Raw genomic sequence first — 20,228 nt, forward strand, 5'->3', positions numbered from 1 at the left:
AATCTCGGATTGAGCATAAGACTTTCAGCGATTCCTTGAAAGAGGCGGGTTGAATCCATGCCATATCTTGAAAGTCTGCGGGTCTTCGTCCGGGTGGTCGAACTGGGCTCGATCACTGCCGGCGGGCGCGACCTGCGCATGTCGCCGGCCGTCGCCTCGAACCGGATCAAGGATCTGGAGACGCGCTATGGGGTGCGGCTTCTGAACCGCACCACGCGCAAGCTGGTGCCGACCGAGGTGGGGCGGGCCTTCTACGACAATGCCCGGCGGGTGATCGAGACGCTGGACGAGGCCGAGGCGGTGGTCTCGGGCTTTTCCGGCATGCCGCATGGCGCCTTGCGGGTGACGGCGCCCCTGGGGCTGGGGCGGCGGCTGATCGCGCCCCTGGTGCCGAAATTCTGCGACGAGTATCCCGGCGTCGAGGTGCGGCTGCGGCTGTCGGACCGCAACGTCGACATCATCGCCGACGGCATCGACCTGGCCTTCTTCCTGGGCGAGCCGCAGGATTCGGCGCTGAAATGGCGGCGGATCGCGGAATGCCGGCGCGCGCTGGTGGCGACCCCCGACTACCTGGAGCAGCACGGCCGCCCCGAGCGCCCCGAGGATCTGACCGCGCATAACTGCCTGTTGCTGCGCTATCCGAGGAGCCCGGAATATTACTGGGTGCTGCAAACCCCCGAGGGGCCGCAGAAAATGCTGGTGAACGGCAAGTTCGACGCCGATGACGGCGACGTGCTGAGCAACTGGGCGCTGGGGGGCAGGGGCATCGTCAACCGCCCGCGATACGAGGTGGCCGAGCATCTGGCCTCGGGCCGGCTGGTCGAGGTGCTGCCGGATTACCCGCCGATCCCTTCGCAATTCGGCGTGCTGACGCCGCATCGCCGCCTGCAGGATCCCAAGGTGCGGCTGTTTGCCGATTTCATCGCGCGGGAGGTGCGGGGGGTGTTTGCCTGAGCGGGTTCAGCGCCGGGCCTCGGTGAGCATGCGCAGGGCCAGCCCGGCCAGCACCGTGCCCATCAGCCCGCGCTGGACCAGCAGCCATGCCGGGCGTCTGGCCAGAATGACGGCGATCTGGCCCGCCGCCAGCGCGATCAGCGCATTCACGCTGACGCTGACGGCAATCTGCACCGTGCCGAGCGCCAGCGATTGCGTCAGCACGCTGCCCGCCTCGGGCCGGATGAATTGCGGCAGCAGCGACAGGTACATTACGGCGATCTTGGGGTTCAGCAGGTTGGTGAGGAAACCCATGGCGAACAGCCGGCGCGGGCTGTCCGGTGGCAGGTCGCGCAACTGGAAGACCGAGCGCCCCGCGGGCCGCACCGCCTGCCAGGCCAACCACAGTAGATAGCCCGCGCCGGCGATGCGCAGCGCGTCATAGGCATAGGGCACGGCCAGCACGAGAGCAGTGATGCCGAAGGCCGCGCAAAGCATGTAGAAGACGAAGCCGGATGCCACGCCGGCCAGCGAGATCAGGCCCGCCCGCGGGCCCTGGCAGATCGCGCGCGAGACCAGATAGACCATGTTCGGTCCCGGCGTGAGCACCATGCCAAGCGCGATGGCGGCAAAGGCCAGAAGCTGGACGGTGGCGGGCAAGGGGCGCTCCTGGACATGACAAGGCCGCCCCGAGCATAGGGCGGCGGTATGGCAGGCTCAAGCGCCCCGTCTCAGTTCGACGCCAGGGTCTTGGGCAGGCTGCGATACCAGTCGATGATCGCCTGGCGTTCCTGCGGCTCCATGAAGCTGACATTGGCGGGCGGCATGGCATCGGTCACGCCGGCCTGGATGAAGATCTCGCGCGCGGCGCGGGTGATGTCGTCGGGGGTTTCCAGCAAGACGCCCTTGGGCGCGGTGTGGATGCCCTCGTAAGAGGGCTCCCTGGCATGGCACATCGAGCAGCGGCCCATCACCGCGTTATAGGCGTCCTCCCAGCCGGGCGCCTCGACCATCGCCTGCTGCGAAGGCGTCAGGACGCGCGCCTCGGCCTCCTCGAGCGTCTGGCGGAACATCGGCGCGGTCGAAAGCCACATGACGATGATGAACAGGATCGTCGTCACCGCCCAGGTCCACCATTTCATGCCGCCGCCGGCATGCATGGTGTTGAAGAAGTGGCGGATGGTCACGCCCATCAGGAAGACCAGCCCGGCGATCACCCAGTTGTATTCCGTCGCGAAGGCCAGCGGATAGTGGTTCGACAGCATCAGGAAGACGACCGGCAGGGTCAGGTAGTTGTTATGCGTCGAGCGCAGCTTGGCGATCTTGCCGTATTTCGGATCGGCGGGACGCCCGGCCTTGAGGTCGGCGACGACGATGCGCTGGTTCGGCATGATGATGAAGAACACGTTCGCCGTCATGATCGTGGCGGTGAAGGCGCCCAGATGCAGCATGACCGCGCGGCCGGTGAAGACCTGGTTATAGGCCCAGCCCATGACCATCAGCAGCACGAACAGGATCAGCATCAGCAGGGTCGGGGTCTCGCCCAGCCTGGACTTGCACAGGTTGGTATAGATCAGCCAGCCGATCGACAGCGAGCCGGCCGAGATCAGGATGGCCTGCCAGGGCGCCAGCTCCATCTTGGCGGGGTCGATCAGGAACAGCTCGGAGCCGACCCAATAGGTGACCATCAGGAGCGCCGCCCCCGAGATCCAGGTCATGTAGCTTTCCCATTTGAACCAGATCAGATGCTCGGGCATCCGCTCGGGCGCGACCAGGTATTTCTGGATGTGGTAGAAGCCGCCGCCATGGACCTGCCATTCCTCGCCATGCGCGCCGGGCGGCAGGCCGGGCACCTTGCGCAACCCCAGGTCGAGGGCGACGAAATAGAAGGACGAGCCGATCCAGCAGATGGCGGTGACGACATGCGTCCAGCGGATGGCAAAGGCGAGCCAATCCCACATGACGGCGAAATCGGACATGTTCTGTCTCCTGTCTAGCTGGGGAAAGACTAGCCGCTTCGCGGGGTTGCGAGTATTAACGCATTTCCCCTTGCTGTCTTAACGATGCGTTGAAAATCTTTTGCCGGGTCCTGCGGAAACGAAAAAGAGGGGGCTTTGCCCCCTCAGGCCCCAGGGGCCTTTCACCCCCAGGGTATTTGGAAAACGGAGAAAAGCGCCGGTGCTTCAGCTGCCGCGATAGGTCGAGAAGCCGTAGGGCGAAATCAGCAGCGGCACGTGGTAATGGTCCTGTTCCGACATGCCGAAGCGCAGGGGCACCTGGTCGAGGAAGCGGGGCTTGGCCGCCTGGTGCCCCTGGGCGTCGAGCCAGGCGCCGACATGGAAGACCAGTTCGTATTCGCCGGTCTGGAATTCCGCCTCGGGCAGGATGTGCCTGTCGGTGCGGCCGTCGTGGTTGGTGACGGTTTCGGCGATCAGCCGGCGCTCGGGGTCGAGGCGGTAGAGTTCGATCCGCATTCCTTCCGCGGGCGTGCCGTTGGCGGTGTCGAGCACATGGGTGGTCAGATAACCGGGCATTGTCTTCCTTTCCTTGTCAATCTGCGAGCCGGGCAATGGCGGCGCGGGCCTGTTCGTTCAGGCGATTCGCATCGGCGGTCAGCAGGCGGTGATCCTGCACCACGAGGCGACCTTCCACATAGACCGCGCGCGGGCGGATCGGGGCGCAAAAAACCAGCGCCGCCACCGGATCCCATTCTCCGGCGGCCGGCAGCTCCGAGACGTCCCACAGGACCAGGTCGGCGCGTTTGCCGGGCTCGAGTGCGCCGATGTCGCTGCGGCCCAGAACCCGGGCGCCGCCGAGCGTGGCGATCTCCAGCGCCTCGCGCGCGCCCAGGGCGGCGGGGCCGTCCTTGAGGCGGGCGACCAGCATGGCCTGGCGCGCCTCGAGCCCCAGATGGCTGCAATCGTTGCTGGCCGAGCCGTCGACGCCCAAGCCCACCGGCACGCCCGCGTCGCGCATCCGGCGCACCGGGGCGATGCCCGAGGCAAGCCGCGCGTTCGAGCAGGGACAATGCGCGACCCCGGTGCCGGTGCGGGCGAAGAGGTCGATTTCCTTCTCCGACAGTTTCACGCAATGGGCGTGCCAGACATCCTCACCGGTCCAGCCCAGGCTTTCGGCATAGTCGCCGGGCAGCATGCCGAAGTTTTCCAGCGAATAGGCGATGTCCTCGTCGTTTTCCGCCAGGTGGGTGTGCAGCCGCACGCCCTTTTCGCGGGCGAGGATGGCCGCGTCGCGCATGAGTTCCCGGCTGACCGAGAAGGGCGAGCAGGGGGCGAGACCCACCTGCACCATGGCGCCGGGATTCGGATCGTGGAAGGCCGCGACCAGGCGCTCGCTGTCCTTGAGGATCGCGGCCTCGTCCTCGACCAGTGCGTCGGGGGGCAGGCCGCCCTTGGACTCGCCGATCGACATGGCGCCGCGGGTGGCGGTGAAGCGGATGCCGATTTCCGCGGCCGCCTCGATGCTGTCGTCGAGCCGCGCCCCGTTCGGGAACAGGTAGAGGTGGTCCGAGGAGCAGGTGCAGCCCGAGAGCGCCAGTTCGGCCAGGCCGATCCGGGTGGAGAGCCGGATGTCCTCGGGGGTCATGCGGCCCCAGATCGGATAGAGGGTGCGCAGCCAGCCGAACAGCGCCGCATCCTGCGCGGCCGGGACGGCGCGGGTCAGGGTCTGGAACAGGTGGTGATGGGTGTTGACGAAGCCGGGGGTGACGACGCAGCCCCCGGCCTCGACGATCTCGGCGCCTTCGGCGGAAAGACCCGGGCCGACGGCGGAGATGACCCCGCCGTCGATCAGGATGTCCCCGCCTGCGATCTCGCGCCGGGCGCCGTCCATGGTGACCACCACTTCGGCGCCCCTGATGAGCAGGCGTTTCGTCATCAATGCGCCTCGGCGGCGTGGGCTGCGGCGGCGATTTCCTCGTCGCTGGCATGCGGGGCGCCGTTGAAGAACCAGTTCAGCAGAACTGCGGCCACAGCGGCCAGCAGGATGCCGGAATGGATCAACGTGTGCAGCGAATGCGGCAACCACTGGTTGAAATCGGGCGCGATCATCGGCACCATGCCGAGGCCCAGCGAGACGGCGACGATGAACAGGTTGTGCTTGTTGCCCTTGAAATCCACCGTCGAGAGGATGCGGATGCCGGTCGCGGCGACCATGCCGAACATCACCAGCCCCGCGCCGCCCAGCACCGTGGTCGGCAGCGATTCGACCAGCGCGCCCATCTTGGGGATCAAGCCCAGCACGATCATGATCGCGCCGCCCGCCACGCAGACGAAGCGCGAGCGCACGCCGGTCACGCCGACCAGCCCGACATTCTGGCTGAAGGAGGTATAGGGGAAGGTATTGAACAGCCCGCCGATCGCGGTGCCCAGCCCGTCCACGCGCAGCCCGGCCGACAGCGCCTTGGGCGTCATCCGGCGGCCGCAGATGTCGGAAAGCGCCAGGAACATGCCGGTCGATTCGATCATGGTCACGAACATGACCAGAAGCATGGTCAGGATCATCACCGGGTCAAAGATCGGCATGCCGAAATGCAGCGGCTTGATCGGGGCGAACCAGGCGGCCTCGGCGATGCCCTCGAAATGCATCATGCCCATGGCCGCGGCCAGCAGCCCGCCGATGATGATGCCGAGCAGCACTGCGATATTGGCGACGAAGCCCCTGGCATAGCGGGCGATCAGCAGGATCGCGGCCAGCACGGTGATGCCGATCAGGATGCGCGACAGCGAGGCGTATTCCGGGTTGGGCACGGTCGGCATCAGCTTGACGCTTTCCGGGACGTCGCCGGCGGTGCGGGCGGCCTCCAGCCAGGCCTGGGCGGCGGGATCGACCAGTTGCGGCGCGGTCGGGCCGACCGGCAGGCCGAAGATCCAGTTGATGCCCACCGGCATCAGGCTGACGCCGATCACCAGGATCACCGTGCCGGTGACGACGCTGGGGAAAAAGCGCAACAGCCGGCTGACCAGTGGCGCGAAGAAGATCGAGATGAGCCCGGCGGCCATGATGGCGCCGAACATCATCCGCGCCCCCTCCTGTCCCGGATTGGACGAGGCGATGGCGACCATCGGCCCGACGGCGGCGAAGGTCACGCCCATCATCACCGGCAGGCGGATGCCGAACCATTGCGTGGCGCCAAAGCTCTGGATGATGGTGACGATGCCGCAGACGAACAGGTCGGCGGAAATCAGGAAGGCCACGTCCTGCGGCGAAAGCTGCAGGGCGCGGCCCACGATCAGCGGCACCGCGATGGCGCCGGCATACATGACCAGAACATGCTGGAAGCCCAGGGCCAGCAGTCGAGGCGCGGCGATGCGCTCCTCGACCGGGTCAAAGCCGGGGCTGGTGTCGATGGCTTGCATTCGTCCTATACCTCCCTAGTTTCAGGACGTTATCCGTTAAATCTCGACTTCTTGCGCCAGTCCTTCTTGTTTTGCGATTTCGAGGACTTTTTGCGCGACCGCCAGATCCTGCAACCCGACGCCGGTGCCGTCGAAGATCGTGACCTCGGCATCCCCGCGGCCCGGATCGTCGCCCGCGACGACGGCGCCGAGTTCGCCGATCTGATCCTCGCGGATCAGGCCCGAGGCGATGGCGTGCTGGCATTCGCCGATGCTGACCGACTGCGCGACCTCGTCGGTGAAGACCCGGGCGCGCGCGACCAGCGCCGGGTCCAGTTCCTGCTTGCCCTTGGTGTCGGTGCCCATGGCCGCGATATGCGTCGGGCCCTTGACATGCTCGTTCAACAAGAGGGGCGAGAAGGACGAGGTGATCGAGATGATCACATCGGCCTCGGCCCCGAGCCGGTCCAGCTCGACCGCCTCGAAGGGCAGGCCCAGTTCGGCCGCGGTATCGGCAAGGCGCGACAGCATCTCGGGATGCGGGTTCCAGCCGATGACCTTTTCGAACCGGTGCACATTGGCCGCCGCCCGCATCTGGAAGGCGGACTGGTGGCCGGCGCCGATCATGCCCAGCACCTTGGCGCCCTTGGGCGCCAGATACTTGATCGACACGGCCGAGGCCGCCGCCGTGCGCAGCGCCGTCAGCAGGTTGCCGCCCACCGCCGCCGAGACCCGGCCGGTATCCGGGTCGAACAGGAACACGGTGGACTGGTGGTTGATCAGGTTGTGCTTCTGGTTGTTCGGCCAGTAGCCGCCGGCCTTCAGCCCCAGCGTCAGGGCCGAGGCGTCGAAGCCGCCCTTGAAGCCGTAGAGCGCGTCCTCATGGCCGATGGCCTCGCGCACCACGGGAAAGTTGTAGGCCTTGCGCCGGGCCATCGAGGCGAAGACCGCCTCGATGGCCTCGAAGGCCGCCTCGGGGGTCATCAGACCCGCGATTTCCTTTTCGGCGACGACGAGCATCAGTAGCCCTTCCCGCGCGCCGAGACCGGCCAGACCGTCTCGACCTTGCCGTTCCGCACGCCGACATACCAGTCATGGACGTTGCAGGTCGGGTCGCAATGGCCCGGCACCAGCCGCAGCTTGTCGTTGACCTTCAGGACGCCGTCCTTGTCCTCGACCACGCCGTGCTCGTCGCTGCACTTGATGTATTTCACGTCGTCGCGGCCATAGACGAAGGGCAGGCCGCTATCGACCGACTGCGCCTTGAGGCCGGCATCGACCACCGCCAGATGCGGCTTGGCGTGGCTCATCACCGAGGTCAGGATGAACAGCGCGTTCTCCCATTCGCCCTGGTCGATGCGCTTGCCCTCGGCATCGTGGATGCGGCCATAATCGGCATCCATGAAGGCGTAGCTGCCGCATTGCAATTCGTTGTAAACGCCCGAATTGCTTTCGAAATAATAGGACCCCGTGCCGCCGCCCGAGACGAATTCGGGCTTGAGCCCCTCGGCCTCCAGCGCGTCGACGGCTTCCTTCACCTGGGCGATGGCGGCGTCCAGTTTGGCCTTGCGGTCCTCGAAGCTGTCCATGTGCTGCATGGCGCCCTGATAGGCCTGGATGCCCTTGAAGGTCAGGTTCGGGGCGGCATCGGCGGCCTTGGCGATCTCGACCACGGCTTCCTTGGTGGTCACGCCGCAGCGGCCGGCGCCGCAATCGATCTCGACGAAGATGCCGAGCTCGGTGCCGTGGCGCTGCGCGGCGGCCGAGAGGTCGGCGATATTGGCCAGGTCATCGACGCAGACCGTCACCGTGGCGCCCAGCTTGGGCAGCCGGGCCAGGCGGTCGATCTTGGCCGGCTCGCGCACCTCGTTGGTGACCAGCACGTCCTTGATGCCGCCGCGGGCAAAGACCTCGGCCTCGCTGACCTTCTGGCAGCAGACGCCGACGGCGCCGCCCAGCGACTCCTGCAGCTTCTGCACGTCCACCGACTTGTGCATCTTGCCGTGGCTGCGGTGGCGCATGCCGTGGGCCTTGGCATAGTCGCCCATCTTCCTGACGTTGCGCTCCAGCGCGTCCAGGTCGAGGATCAGGCAGGGCGTCTGGATCTCGCTCTCGTCCATGCCGGGCAGGGCGGGAATGTCGTAGCCGACCTCGTAGCCGGAGAAATCCGTTTTCGCGTTCATGGCACTCTCCTCAATTCGGGTTCAGTTCCACGGCAGCTTGTCGAGATCGACATTGCCGCCGGTGACGATGATGCCGACACGCTTGCCGGCGAAGGCTTCGGGGTTCTTCAGGATGGTGGCCAGCGGCACGGCGCTGCTGGGCTCCATCACGATGCGCAGGTGCTTCCAGATCAGCTTCATCGCATCGACGATCTCGGCATCCGAGGCGGTGTAGATTTCGCTGACGTGGTTCTTGACGAAATGCCAGGTCAGATCCTTCAGCGGCACCAGGAGCCCGTCGGCGATGGTCTTGGGCGCGTCGTCGGCGATGATGTGGCCGGCCTTGAAGCTGCGATAGGCGTCGTCGGCCTGCTCGGGCTCGGCCGCGATCACCTTGACCTCGGGCGCCAGCGTCGCAAGCGTCAGGCAGGTGCCCGAGATCATGCCGCCGCCGCCGATAGGGGCCACGACCGCTTCCAGCCCGTCCACCTGTTCCATCAGTTCCTTGGCGCAGGTGCCCTGGCCGGCGATCACGCGCGGATCGTTATAGGGATGGACGAAATCGCCGCCGGTCTCGGCCTGCACCTTGGCGAAGGTCTCCTCGCGCGAAGAGGTCGAGGGCTCGCATTCGGTGATCTTGCCGCCATAGCGGCGCACGGTGTCCTTCTTGGCCTGCGGCGCGGTGCGCGGCATGACCACGTTGCAGGGGATGCCGCGCAGCATCGCCGCATAGGACAGGCAAGAGGCATGGTTGCCCGAGCTGTGCGTGGCGACGCCCTTGGCCGCCTGCGCCTCGTCAAGGCCGAAGACCGCATTGGTGGCGCCGCGGACCTTGAAGGCCCCCGGCTCCTGGAAATTCTCGCATTTGAAGAACAGCTGCGCGCCGGTCAACTCGTTCAGATAGTCCGAGCTGCGGATCGGCGTGCGGCGGATATGCGGCTTGATCCGCTCATGCGCGGCCAGCATGTCCTCATAGGTCGGGATATACATGGCGTCCTTCATCCTCAGGCGGCTTTCTTCTGCGCGGCGGCGGTGGTCTGGCGGTAATGTTCCTGCGCGGCGGCGACGCCCGAGCCCAGCCGGATCGGCAGGCCCAGATCGGCCATCACCATTTCGGCCGTGGCGATGCCGGACAGCGCCATGGCGTCGGTCAGGCTGCCCAGGTGGCCGATGCGGAACACCTTGCCCGCGACCTGGCCCAGGCCGGTGCCGAAGGCCATGTCATAGGTCTCCAGCGCATGGCTGACGATCAGGTTGGCGTCGAAGCCCTCGGGCACGCGGATGGCACTGACGCTGTCCGAGTAAAGCTCGGGGCGGACGGCGCAGAGCTTCAGCCCCCAGGCATCGACAGCGGCGCGCACGCCGCCGGCGATGCGGCGATGGCGGGCGAAGACGTTCTCCAGCCCCTCGGCCAGCAGCCGCTCGCAGCTGAGGTTCAGCCCGTTGATCAGCCCGACCGGCGGCGTGTAGGGATAGCCGTTGCGGGCATAGCCGGTCGCCATGTCGCGGATGTCGAAGAAGGTGCGCGGCAGGCGCGCGCTTTCGACCGCCGCCATCGCCTTGGGCGAGAAGCCGACGATGGCCAGGCCCGGCGGCAGCATGAAGCCCTTTTGCGAGCCGGTGACGGCGATGTCGACGCCCCATTCGTCCATGCGGAAATCCATCGAGCCGATCGAGGAAACGCCATCGACAAACAGCAGCGCCGGATGCTTGGCCGCGTCCAGCGCGCGGCGGACGGCGGCGATGTCGGATTTCACCCCGGTCGCGGTCTCGTTATGCGTGGCCAGCACGACGCGGATCTCGTGGCCCTTGTCGGCGGTCAGGATTTCCTCGAAGCGGTCGGCGGGGATGCCCTCGCCCCAGGGGGTCTCGACGAAGGTGACGTCGAGCCCGTGGCGCTGGCACATGTCGATCCAGCGATGGCTGAACATGCCGTTGCGCGCCGCCAGCACCTTGTCGCCGGGCGACAGCGTGTTGGTGATCGCGGTTTCCCAGCCGCCGGTGCCAGTCGAGGGGAACAGGAAAACCTGCGCCTGCGTGGTCTTGAGGACTTTCTTCACGCCCTCAAGCGCCGGATGCAGCATCCGGCCGAACACCGGCGAGCGGTGGTCGATGGTGGGCATGTCGACGGCCTTGCGCATCTCCTCGGGGATGTTGGTCGGGCCGGGGATGAAGATCGGGTTCTGGCTGGTCATGGCAATTCCTCCTGCGCTTGTGGACCAAGCTACGTTTTGCTGTCCATTGATGCAATTTTTCTGAAAAATATTTCGCAATCGCGGAAAAATGGCTTAAAGTGACGTTGAATCAGCTGGTTGGTCTTTTCCAAAGCCCAGGGGTCATTTTCAAGAAATTAAAAAAGTTGTCGAAAGGAAAAATTGAATGTCGGTTCAGATCCGCAAAAGGGGCCGCCCGAGGGGCCGTGCCGGCGGTTTGGGCGCCGAGGATTCGGGCGGCATCCGGGCGCTGGACCGGGCGCTGGACATCCTCGACCTGATCGCGGTTTCCAGCGGGTTGACCCTGACCGAGATCGCGCAGCGGCTGGACATGGCGCCCTCGACCGTACACCGGGTTCTGGTGACGCTGGCGGCACGGGGGGTCGCGGAAAGCGACAGCCAGACCCAGGCCTGGCATGTGGGCCCCACGGCCTTTCGCCACGGCTCGGCCTTCATGCGCCGCTCGGGCCTGGTCGAGCGGGCGCGGCCGCTCTTGCGCCGGCTGATGGAGGTGACGGGCGAGACGGCGAACCTGGGCATCCTGAACGGCGACGCGGTGCTGTTCCTGAGCCAGGCCGAGACGCATGAGACGATCCGCGCCTTCTTTCCGCCCGGCACGCGCTCGGCGCTGCATGCCTCGGGGATCGGCAAGGCGCTGCTGGCCCATGCCCGGCCGGCGGACCTGAAGCGCATGATCCGCGAGATGCGGCTGGAGCGGTTCACCGAGATGACCCTGACCGACCCGCAGGCGCTTCTGGACGACCTGGCCCGCATCCGTGCCCGCGGCTATGCTCTGGACAACGAGGAGCGCACCCCCGGCATGCGCTGCATCGCCGCGCCGATCTTCGACCTGGCGGGCGAGGCGGCGGCGGGGATCTCGGTCTCGGGGCCGAGCCTGCGCATGTCGGATGCGCGGCTCGAAGCCATGTCCGAGGCGGTGATCGAGGCCGCGCGCGAGCTTTCCCTGGGCATGGCGCCGGCTTCGCGCGCCGGCGAAAGCGGCTGATTCGTCCAATTGTGGCCCGGAAGGGCTTTCATTCCTGGGAAGAATGCCGGGATTTCCCAGCCTTTTGTGCATTAATCATCGATTCACGTTCAGTTCACGCCGCCCGGCCTAGCTTCGACGCAACCTGTGACCGCGTCCGCCTGCCGGGTCCGAAAGATCCGGCGCGTGTCCTGCAAGGAGCTTCGGCATGGAAGATTTCGTTTCCCGATCCGATTCCGGCTTCGATGGGATGCAGCAATTGCACCCCCGGCCGGGTCGGGAAACGGAGGTGGCGGCGGATCCTGCGGAAGCCGCCGAGATGCCCGGCCTCGCCCCCCGGCTCTATGGCGCCTGCAGCGTCGAGACCTATCGCGCCGCCGGGGCGCTGCATGCCGCGCATCGCGATGCGGGCGGGTTCCTGGATGTGGTGGACCGGTTCGCCACGCCGGATTTCTGGCGCCGGGACGCTGCGGTGAAATCCTGGATCTACGACCGGCAGGCGATGGAACATGCGCCGGGCCGGGACATGGATTCGGTGCGGGTGTTCTATCACGCCGGCCATGGCCGGATGGAGGATGACGGGGTGTTCCACCTGCCGATGGGGGCGCTCTGGACCGGGGCCGACGCCTGCCTGACCTCGGAACGCATGCGGCTGGGCACGGACAGCCTGCGCTATCTGTTCTGGTCCACCAGCCAGTCGCTGCGCGTCGGGCGGGGCTTCAGCCCGCTTTACAGCTGGGCGCGGGCCAATGACGGGCTGCGGATGCTGTTCGGCTTTGATTCGATCTGCTGGGATTCGGGCCGCTATGGCGCGAATTTCTGGCGCCATTGGCAGATGGGCAAGCCCTTTGCGCAGTCCTGGCTGGACAGCGCCTGGGACATCGCGCCCGATCAAAGCCCGGTCGCCTGTGCCTGCGCGCCCGATCGCGAGGCGGCGCTGGCCATGCTGTTCGGCGAGCGGCGCTTCGCGGCGCAGCGCGGCGGGACGCAATGCTGGGCCTGGCGCTGGCACGCGCCGCGGGCGCTTTACCAGCGCGAAGCGGCGCTGACCGAACCGCCGGCCGAGTTCGGCGCCGTGCGGCTGGTGCCGGTGACCGAGGATCGCGCCCTGGCCCGGTCGGTGTTGTCGCGGCTGGGGCTGGGACCGGCGCTGGCGGGCCTTGAGGCGCAGGACGCGGTCTCGGCCGGCCGGGGGGCGCTGCGCTTCCAGCGCCGGCCGGACGGGCATATCCTGCTGGAACTGGAGCCCGGCGCGCCGGGACGCGGCGGCCTGCGCGAGATGCCGCCGCGCCGCGCCCTGGTCAGCCGCGCCCGGTCCGTGCTGCGGTCATACGGCTTTCTGCCGGCGGGGATCGAGCTGGTCTTCGACCGCGTCTCGCTGGCGCTTTCGGCGACGGCCAGCCTGCGCCGGCTGGACGAGCCGCCGGCGGAAAGCCTGGACGAGATCATCGTGCAGTTCCGCCAGGCGATCGACGGCATCCCGGTGCTGACCCCGGATGCCGGCACGCTGCGGCTGGCGATGCGGCCGGACGGCACCGTGCTGCGCATCGAATCGACCCTGCGCCGGGTGGCCGAGCGCATGGCCCCGCGCGCCCATCGCCACGGCCTGCCCGACGACCCGCCGCCGCCTGCCCGGTCCGAGGGCCTGCCCGAGCCCGAGCCGCAGGCGATCACCCGCATCCTGGCGCAGCATTCGGCGCGGCTGATGCGCGACCTGGCCGCGCGCGGGGCGGCGCCGCTCAGCCTGCGCATCCTGCCGGGCACCACGGAAATCGGATACGGAATCCGCAGCAACACCGCGCGTCTCGTCGCCCGCCAGGGCATCGAGATCGAATGCGTGCGCGGCTTCCGCAAGCGTTACTGGATCCAGTCTGACCTGGGTGACTGACGATCCGGTAGCCCGGAGGCGGAGGCAGCCGCCTCCGGGCACTTGACTGGCCGCACACTCTTGGCGAGGACTGTCCGAGAGAGGGAGCATGGCGGAATATACCCGCGCCGAGATCGTCCGGCGCATCGCGACGATGGGACGCCTGCACCTGGCCGGGTCCGACCTGGCCGGGCTGGATCTGTCGGGCATGACGCTGGTGGGGGCCGACCTGTCCTATGCCGACCTGACCGAGGCCGACCTGACCGACGCGCAGCTGTCGGATGCAAGCCTGTGGTCGGCCCGCGCGGCGCGGGCGCGGTTTCGCAACGCCAACCTGTCGCGGGCCAGCCTGGGGCTGGCGGACCTGTCCGATGCCGACCTGCGCGGCGCGGTGCTGGAGCGTGCCGACCTGACCGGGGCGCGGCTGGACCGGGCAGACCTGACCGCGGCGCGGCTGCGCGGCGCCTGGCTCGACAGCATGCAGCGGGCGATGGCGATGGGCGCGCCGCCGCTGCGCTATCCGTTGCGGCAACGGCCCATGACCTGCGTGCTGCACGAGGATCACCTCTCGGGCCCCGTGGCCCTGCGCTGCGGCGACCGGCTGGAGATGCATTTGAACAGCCTGTCCGAGGCGGCGGCGCGCGATCCCCGCCTGGCCCGGCTGCAAGGCGCCCCGATCCTTGCCGGTCCCGAACGGCCGCGGCCGGATGCGGGTCCGCCGCTGGTCCTGGCATTTTCCGCCATCGCCCCCGGCCGGGCCCGGCTGGTACTGGATCTGGGCCGGGGCGGGGCGCCCATCGCGGTCGAGGTGCTGGTCTCGCCCTGAAATCCGTGCCCTACAGCCCCGAGCGGGTGATCCCCATCAGCCTGGCCATGCGCAGCGGCGCGACCGGGTAATCCGGTTCGGCCATCAGCTCCAGCGAGAAATCCGGCTCGATCCGGCGCAGGTGGCGCAGCGCGTCGGCGGCGCCCGCCATGTCGCCGCGATGATAGCGCAGCGCCGCCAGGAAGCGCAGCGAGGGCCGGTTGTCCGGGGCAAAGGCAAAGGCGGCCGCGGCCGAGTTCTCGGCATCGCCCAGCCGGTCCAGCCGCAGCTGCACCACGGCCCGGCGCATCAGCCACGAGGCCGGGCCCAGTTCGGCCAGGGCGCCGCGGGCGCCGCGCTCGGTCGCCTCCAGCGCCTCGAGATCGCGGCCGACATCGGTCAGCGCCTGCGACAGCGCATGGCAGGCCAGCTCGTTGTCGGGATCGTTGCGGCAGGCGGCCTGCGCCAGTTCCAGCGCCCCCACCGCATCCCGCCGCCACGAGGCGGAAAGCGAAGCCACCGCCAGCACCGAGGGGTTGGCGGGCGCCAGGTCGCGCGCCTGTCGCGCAAAGGCCTCGGCCTCGTCCGAACAGCGCGCCGGATCCTCGGTCAGCCGCTCGCTGATCAGCGTGTTGCGCAGATAGGAGCGCAGCGCCAGGGCGACGCCGCTCTGCCGTTCCCGCGGCAGCGAGGCAAGGATGCGGTCGGCCGATTCCAGGCGGTCGCGGGAATAGCTGAACACGTCCCAGACCGGGAAGGTCAGCCCCTGCGCCGGCGGTGCGGTCCGCCGCGCCCGGTCGAGCAGGGCCACCGCGATCTGCGCCACCGCATGACGCATGGTCGCGGTCTCGTTGGCGGCGCGGATGGTGAAGCGCCGCGTCCAGCCGCGCGCGCCGGTGGCAAGGTCGCGCATCACCACCATCAGCGAGCAGTCGGTCCCCGCGGCATAGCAGATGGCGCTGATCTGGATGCCGGCCTTCGGCGCCCGCATGTCGGGCCGGTCATCCAGCACCGCCGGGATCATCTCGCAAGCGCGGGCCGCGGCTTCGTTCAGGATCATCTCGCCGATGACATGGGCGCGGCCGTCATTGCTTTCGACCGGCTGCAGGGCCACGACGTAATCGCCGGCGGCCGGCTCGGCGGCGCAGCGGGGCTCGGCGGGAGACGGGGGTGGAGGTGGGGGCGGCGCGGGCCGTTGCAGGATGCTGGGCCCGTCGCAATCCGGCGTCAGCCGCAGGCGCATGTCGCGCAGCCAGGTCTCGAATTCCGGGTCGGGTACGTCGATGTCGGCGGCGAATTCGATCGGCGCGCCGCCGGCATCATAGACCGGGGTCAGGTCGATGCGCAGCCGCTCGGGATCCAGCCCCACCCAGCCGACGCCGGTCAGCAAAAGCCCCTTCTCGGCGCCCAGCGAGGCGCGCAATTCGCGCAGCATCTGCCGCAGGCTGTCAGAGCCGCGCTGCCGGGCCCGCTCGCTCCACAGCAGATCCTGCAACCGCGCCCGGCTGAGGCGCAGGTCCGGTGCCGTGCCCAAAAGCGCCAGCGCGCCACGAGCCTTCTGGCTGCGGGGGGTCAGATCCGCCCCATCGGCGCCGCGCAGGCGCACGGATCCCATCAGACTCAGCGTGGCAGGCATTTGATTCGCCGCATGGCTTCGTTATGGTCGCATATTGATCATAATGCGCTGCGGCCGGCACCGACAACAGCCGCCGCGCGGCATGGCATCGGCGGCAGCGGCGGCAAATCCGCTCCCGGTCGCAGCGGGCACATTGCCTGCGCGGCCCGCCTGCGCTATCGGGGCGTCAAAGCAAAGGGGATCCCGAAGATGACCGAGCAGCGCAAGAGCGGCCTGTCCTATGCCGAGGCCGGAGTGGATATCGACGCGGGCAATGCACTGGTCGAGCGGATCAAGCCCGCCGCCGCCGCCACCCGCCGCCCCGGCGTGATGGAGGGGCTGGGCGGCTTCGGCGCGCTGTTCGATCCGCGTGCTGCCGGCTACCAGGATCCGGTGCTGGTGGCCGCGACCGACGGGGTCGGCACCAAGCTGCGCATCGGCATCGACACGGGCGAGCTGGACGGGCTGGGCATCGACCTGGTGGCGATGTGCGTGAACGACCTGGTCTGCCAGGGTGCCGAGCCGCTGTTCTTCCTGGACTATTTCGCCACCGGCAAGCTGTCGGTCGACGAGGCGGCGCGGGTGGTCAACGGCATCGCCGAGGGCTGCCGCCGCTCGGGCTGCGCGCTGATCGGCGGTGAGACGGCCGAGATGCCGGGCATGTATGCGCGCGGCGATTTCGACCTCGCCGGCTTTGCCGTCGGCGCGATGGAGCGCGGCACTGCCTTGCCGGCAGGCGTCGCGGATGGCGACGTTCTCTTGGGCCTCGCCTCGGACGGGGTGCATTCCAACGGCTTCTCGCTGGTGCGGCGGGTGGCCGACCATGCCGGTCTGGAGTGGAACGCGCCTTCGCCCTTCGGCATGGGCACGCTGGGCCAGGCGCTGCTGGTTCCGACCCGGCTTTACGTGCGTCCCGTCCTGGCCACGATCCGTGCCGGGGGCGTGCATGCGGCGGCCCATATCACCGGCGGCGGCATCACCGAGAACCTGCCGCGCGTCCTGCCCCAGGGGCTGGGGGCCGAGGTCGATCTCGACAGCTTCAGCCTGCCGCCGGTCTTCGACTGGCTGGCCCAGGCGGGCGAGATCGCCGAGCCCGAGATGCTCAAGACCTTCAATTGCGGCATCGGCATGATCCTGGCCGTGGCTGCCGAGCGCGCCGCCGAGCTCGAGGCGCTGCTGAAGGCCGAGGGCGAAACGGTGGTCCGCCTGGGCCATGTCCGGCCCGGCGCGGGCGTGCGCTACTCCGGCCGGCTGCGGTGAAGCGCGTCGCCATCCTGATCTCGGGCGGCGGCTCGAACATGGTCAAGCTGGTCGAATCGATGACCGGCAGCCACCCGGCCCGCCCGGTCGTCGTCGGCTCGAACGACCCGCAGGCGGCCGGGCTCGCCCGGGCCGAGGCCATGGGCGTGCCGAGGTTCGCCATCGACCACCGCGCCTTCGGCGGCGACCGTGCCGCATTCGAGGCGGCGCTGCTGGAACCCTTGCTGGCCGCGCAGCCCGACATCCTTTGCCTCGCCGGTTTCATGCGCATCCTCACCCCGGATTTCGTTCGGCGCTTCCAGGGCCGGATGCTGAACATCCACCCCTCGCTTCTGCCGAAATATCCCGGCCTGCATACGCATCAGCGCGCCATCGATGCCGGCGATGCCGAGGCCGGCGCCACCGTCCACCTGGTCACGCCCGAACTCGACGCCGGCCCGATCCTCGGTCAGGCGCGGGTGCCGGTCCTGCCCGGCGACACGGCCGAGACGCTGGCCGCCCGCGTCCTGGTCCAGGAACACCGGCTCTATCCCGCGGTGCTGCGCCGCTTCGCGCAGGGCAACCGGACGCCGATCACCCTCACCGCAGCGTGAAAAAAGGCGCAGGCCCGCGCCTTTCTCCGTTTTCCAAATACCCTGGGGGTGCGGGGGCAAAGCCCCCGCGGCCGCGCCGCGCTATTTCTCGGGCACCAGCCCCCGTGGCGCAAAGCGCAACACCAGCAGCAGCACCACCCCCAGCGCGATGAAGCGCATATGCGGGGCGCTGCCCAGCAGGTGGTCGCGCAGGGCGCCCGCAGGCAGCGGCCCGGTGACCAGCCGCATCAGCTCGGGGCCCCAGACCTCGGCCTTGATCCACAGGAACCAGACCAGGATCGCTCCCAGCGCCGCGCCCCAGTTGTTGCCCGAGCCGCCGACGATCACCATCACCCAGATCAGGAAGGTATAGCGCAGGGGGTTGAAGCTGTTCGGCGACAAGAGCCCGTCCAGCGTCACCATCATCGCGCCGGCCAGGCCGATCACCGCGCTGCCGATGACGAAGATCTGCAAATGCCGGCGGGTGACGTCCTTGCCCATGGCCTCGGCGGCGGTCTCGTTGTCGCGGATGGCGCGCATCATCCGGCCCCAGGGCGATTTCAGCGCCAGTTCTGCCAGCAGGATCAGCCCCAGCAGCACGATGCCGAACAGGCCCGCGTAAAGCAGCTTGACCCAGATCCCCGAGGCGACGGCCGGGCTCAGCCCCCATTCGGCCGCGCGGGCCACGAAATCGGGACTGTTCTGCAAGTCCAGCTCATAGGGCACCGGGCGCGGGATGCCCGAGACGTTCTTGACCCCGCGCGACAGCCATTCCTCGTTGCGCATCACCGCGACGATGATCTCGCCGATGCCCAGCGTGGCGATGGCCAGATAGTCCGAGCGCAGCCCCAGCGCCACCTTGCCCACGCCCCAGGCGGCCGCGGCGGCGAACAGCGCGCCGACCGGCCAGGACATCAGCACCGGCCAGCCCAACCCGCCGATATTGCCGGCGCGGGCGGAATTGTTCGCCTCGATCGCCATCACCGCCGGATCGAACAGCCAGCGGTAAAGCACGAAGCCCAGCACCAGCACCGCGATCAGCGCCGGCACCCGCATCAGCCCCGAGACCCGCTTCCAGGCCTGCGCCGCCAGCACCAGCGTTCCCAGCCCCACCAGCAGGGCCAGGATCAGCCGCGGCCCGCCCGCGGCCCAGGCGCCCTGCACCGGCGCGGTCGAGACCAGCACCGGCGCCAGCCCGCCAAGCGCCAAAAAGCCCACGACACCGGCGTTGAACAGCCCCGCATAGCCCCATTGCATGTTCACACCCAGCGCCATGACGGCCGAGATCAGCCCCATGTTCAGGATGGCCAGCGCTGTGTTCCAGCTGCCCGAGAACAGCGCGTTGCGAAAGCTGCCCTCGGCCAGGAACAGCGCGGCCAGGATCAGGAACAGCACCGGCGCGCGCCAGGGGCTGACCGCTTCGGCTTGACGTGTATTCGACATGGATAAACGCCCTCCTCAGACGGATTTGCCGCGGAACAGGCCGGTCGGCCGGAACAGCAGGACCACGATCAGGATCACGAAGCTGACCGCGAACTTGTATTCGGTGGACAGCAGTTGCAGCAGCCCCTGGGGCTCGAAGCCCAGATAGGTGGCGATCTTGCGCCAGGGATAGGTGACGGCGACCTCCGAGAAGGCGACGATGAAGCCGCCGGCCACCGCACCCAGCGGATTGCCGAGCCCCCCCACGATGGCGGCGGCAAAGATCGGCAGCAGGATCTGGAAATAGTTGAAGACCTTGAAGGACTTGTCTAGGCCGTAAAGCGTGCCCGCCGTCACGGCGAGCGCCGTGGCGATGATCCAGGTCAGGCGCACCACCCGCTCGGGATCGATGCCGGAAAGCAGCGCCAGATCCTCGTTGTCGGAATAGGCGCGCATCGCCTTGCCGGCGCGCGAGCGGTTCAGGAAGCGGAACAGCGCCCAGCAGGCCAGCGCCGTCACCACCAGCGTCAGCACCTGGCTGACGCGCAGCGACAGCCCCTCGGAAAGCCCGGTCCAGGCGCGGAACTGCTGCACGCTGACCAGGAAGCGCGCGCCGTCGTCGAAGCGGATCTCGTCCACGCCGATGATCAGACGGGTCAGCCCGTTCATGATGAACATGACCCCGACCGAGGCCATGACCAGGATGATCGGGGCCGAGCGCTTGCTGCGATAGAAGCGATAGACCGCACGGTCGGTGCCCAGGATGAACACTGCGGTCAGCGCGATGCCGACGGGCAGGGCGATCAGCGCGGTCGGCAACGGGCCCAGGCCGATGCCGATGGATTGCAGCCCCCAGGTGATCAGGATCACCAGCGCGGCGCCGAAGGCCATGGTGTCGCCATGGGCGAAGTTGGAAAAGCGCAGGATGCCGTAGATCAGCGTCACCCCCAGCGCGCCGAGCGCCAGCTGCGCGCCATAGGAGGCGGCGGGGATCACCACGAAGTTCAGGATGGCCACGAGGGCGTTCAGCATGTCCATCT

At 68.2% G+C, this 20,228-nt stretch carries 18 protein-coding genes; 6 read left to right on the forward strand and 12 right to left on the reverse strand.

Annotation, left to right across the window (positions count from 1 at the left end; genetic code table 11):
- Positions 1-57 precede the first annotated feature (57 nt).
- Positions 58-954 carry a LysR family transcriptional regulator gene (locus ACNKFW_RS16030; RefSeq protein ID WP_024844797.1) on the forward strand — a complete coding sequence of 299 codons (897 nt, stop codon included), beginning with the start codon at positions 58-60 and terminating at the stop codon, positions 952-954.
- Between the two features lie 6 nt (positions 955-960).
- Here the strand turns inward: ACNKFW_RS16030 and ACNKFW_RS16035 are convergent, their stop codons facing one another.
- The 9 genes from ACNKFW_RS16035 to bhcA all read right to left on the reverse strand — a co-directional run bounded on the left by ACNKFW_RS16035 (position 961) and on the right by bhcA (position 10,644).
- Positions 961-1,593 carry a LysE family translocator gene (locus tag ACNKFW_RS16035; RefSeq protein ID WP_147428861.1) on the reverse strand — a complete coding sequence of 211 codons (633 nt, stop codon included), beginning with the start codon at positions 1,591-1,593 and terminating at the stop codon, positions 961-963.
- 71 nt (positions 1,594-1,664) lie between these two features.
- Positions 1,665-2,912, reverse strand: coding sequence for a urate hydroxylase PuuD (locus tag ACNKFW_RS16040; RefSeq protein ID WP_024844795.1), 1,248 nt, complete (start codon positions 2,910-2,912; stop codon positions 1,665-1,667).
- A 204-nt stretch (positions 2,913-3,116) separates the two neighbouring features.
- Positions 3,117-3,467: a hydroxyisourate hydrolase gene (uraH, locus tag ACNKFW_RS16045; RefSeq protein WP_024844794.1), complete on the reverse strand. Its 351-nt coding sequence runs from the start codon at positions 3,465-3,467 to the stop codon at positions 3,117-3,119.
- 16 nt (positions 3,468-3,483) lie between these two features.
- Entirely contained in the window at positions 3,484-4,827 is a 1,344-nt protein-coding gene (locus tag ACNKFW_RS16050; protein ID WP_024844793.1) for an 8-oxoguanine deaminase, read from the reverse strand.
- Positions 4,827-6,308: a nucleobase:cation symporter-2 family protein gene (locus tag ACNKFW_RS16055; protein ID WP_024844792.1), complete on the reverse strand. Its 1,482-nt coding sequence runs from the start codon at positions 6,306-6,308 to the stop codon at positions 4,827-4,829. Before ACNKFW_RS16055 ends, ACNKFW_RS16050 begins: the two co-directional genes overlap by 1 nt.
- Positions 6,309-6,344: 36 nt before the next feature.
- Positions 6,345-7,307, reverse strand: a complete 963-nt coding sequence (gene bhcD, locus ACNKFW_RS16060; RefSeq protein ID WP_147428862.1) for an iminosuccinate reductase BhcD — start codon at positions 7,305-7,307, stop codon at positions 6,345-6,347.
- Complete coding sequence (bhcC, locus tag ACNKFW_RS16065) at positions 7,307-8,470, reverse strand: 3-hydroxy-D-aspartate aldolase BhcC (RefSeq protein ID WP_024844790.1); 1,164 nt, start codon at positions 8,468-8,470, stop codon at positions 7,307-7,309. The genes bhcD and bhcC overlap by 1 nt, the downstream gene beginning before the upstream one ends.
- Before the next feature lie 21 nt (positions 8,471-8,491).
- The gene (bhcB, locus tag ACNKFW_RS16070; protein ID WP_147428863.1) at positions 8,492-9,451 is read right to left on the reverse strand and encodes a beta-hydroxyaspartate dehydratase BhcB; all 960 of its coding nucleotides are present in this window, start codon (positions 9,449-9,451) and stop codon (positions 8,492-8,494) included.
- Between the two features lie 2 nt (positions 9,452-9,453).
- Positions 9,454-10,644, reverse strand: coding sequence for an L-aspartate--glyoxylate aminotransferase BhcA (gene bhcA / locus ACNKFW_RS16075; RefSeq protein ID WP_147428864.1), 1,191 nt, complete (start codon positions 10,642-10,644; stop codon positions 9,454-9,456).
- A 184-nt stretch (positions 10,645-10,828) separates the two neighbouring features.
- Between bhcA and bhcR the strand changes: the two genes are divergently transcribed.
- The 3 genes from bhcR to ACNKFW_RS16090 all read left to right on the forward strand — a co-directional run bounded on the left by bhcR (position 10,829) and on the right by ACNKFW_RS16090 (position 14,340).
- Positions 10,829-11,668: an HTH-type transcriptional regulator BhcR gene (gene bhcR / locus ACNKFW_RS16080; RefSeq protein WP_147428865.1), complete on the forward strand. Its 840-nt coding sequence runs from the start codon at positions 10,829-10,831 to the stop codon at positions 11,666-11,668.
- A gap of 187 nt (positions 11,669-11,855) precedes the next feature.
- Complete coding sequence (locus ACNKFW_RS16085) at positions 11,856-13,535, forward strand: DUF6345 domain-containing protein (RefSeq protein WP_418025019.1); 1,680 nt, start codon at positions 11,856-11,858, stop codon at positions 13,533-13,535.
- A gap of 88 nt (positions 13,536-13,623) precedes the next feature.
- On the forward strand, positions 13,624-14,340 hold the full coding sequence (locus ACNKFW_RS16090) for a pentapeptide repeat-containing protein (RefSeq protein ID WP_024844785.1): 717 nt from the start codon (positions 13,624-13,626) through the stop codon (positions 14,338-14,340).
- Between the two features lie 10 nt (positions 14,341-14,350).
- Here ACNKFW_RS16090 and ACNKFW_RS16095 read toward each other — a convergent pair whose 3' ends face one another.
- A complete protein-coding gene (locus ACNKFW_RS16095; protein WP_231486797.1) occupies positions 14,351-15,934 on the reverse strand; it encodes an SARP family transcriptional regulator in 1,584 nt (527 codons plus the stop codon).
- 210 nt (positions 15,935-16,144) lie between these two features.
- On the opposite strand from ACNKFW_RS16095, the gene purM reads away from it, so the two are divergent.
- Positions 16,145-17,194: a phosphoribosylformylglycinamidine cyclo-ligase gene (gene purM, locus ACNKFW_RS16100; protein WP_147428867.1), complete on the forward strand. Its 1,050-nt coding sequence runs from the start codon at positions 16,145-16,147 to the stop codon at positions 17,192-17,194.
- On the forward strand, positions 17,191-17,787 hold the full coding sequence (gene purN / locus ACNKFW_RS16105) for a phosphoribosylglycinamide formyltransferase (RefSeq protein ID WP_024844782.1): 597 nt from the start codon (positions 17,191-17,193) through the stop codon (positions 17,785-17,787). Before purM ends, purN begins: the two co-directional genes overlap by 4 nt.
- 81 nt (positions 17,788-17,868) lie before the next feature.
- Here the strand turns inward: purN and ACNKFW_RS16110 are convergent, their stop codons facing one another.
- Together ACNKFW_RS16110 and ACNKFW_RS16115 are read right to left on the reverse strand one after the other, a co-directional pair.
- Positions 17,869-19,209 carry a branched-chain amino acid ABC transporter permease gene (locus tag ACNKFW_RS16110; RefSeq protein WP_024844781.1) on the reverse strand — a complete coding sequence of 447 codons (1,341 nt, stop codon included), beginning with the start codon at positions 19,207-19,209 and terminating at the stop codon, positions 17,869-17,871.
- Between the two features lie 15 nt (positions 19,210-19,224).
- On the reverse strand, positions 19,225-20,226 hold the full coding sequence (locus tag ACNKFW_RS16115; RefSeq protein WP_024844780.1) for a branched-chain amino acid ABC transporter permease: 1,002 nt from the start codon (positions 20,224-20,226) through the stop codon (positions 19,225-19,227).
- Positions 20,227-20,228 lie beyond the last annotated feature (2 nt).

It is taken from the genome of Paracoccus sp. TD-10 (genome assembly GCF_048270675.1).
In the GTDB taxonomy this organism is placed as follows: Bacteria; Pseudomonadota; Alphaproteobacteria; order Rhodobacterales; family Rhodobacteraceae; genus Paracoccus; species Paracoccus pantotrophus.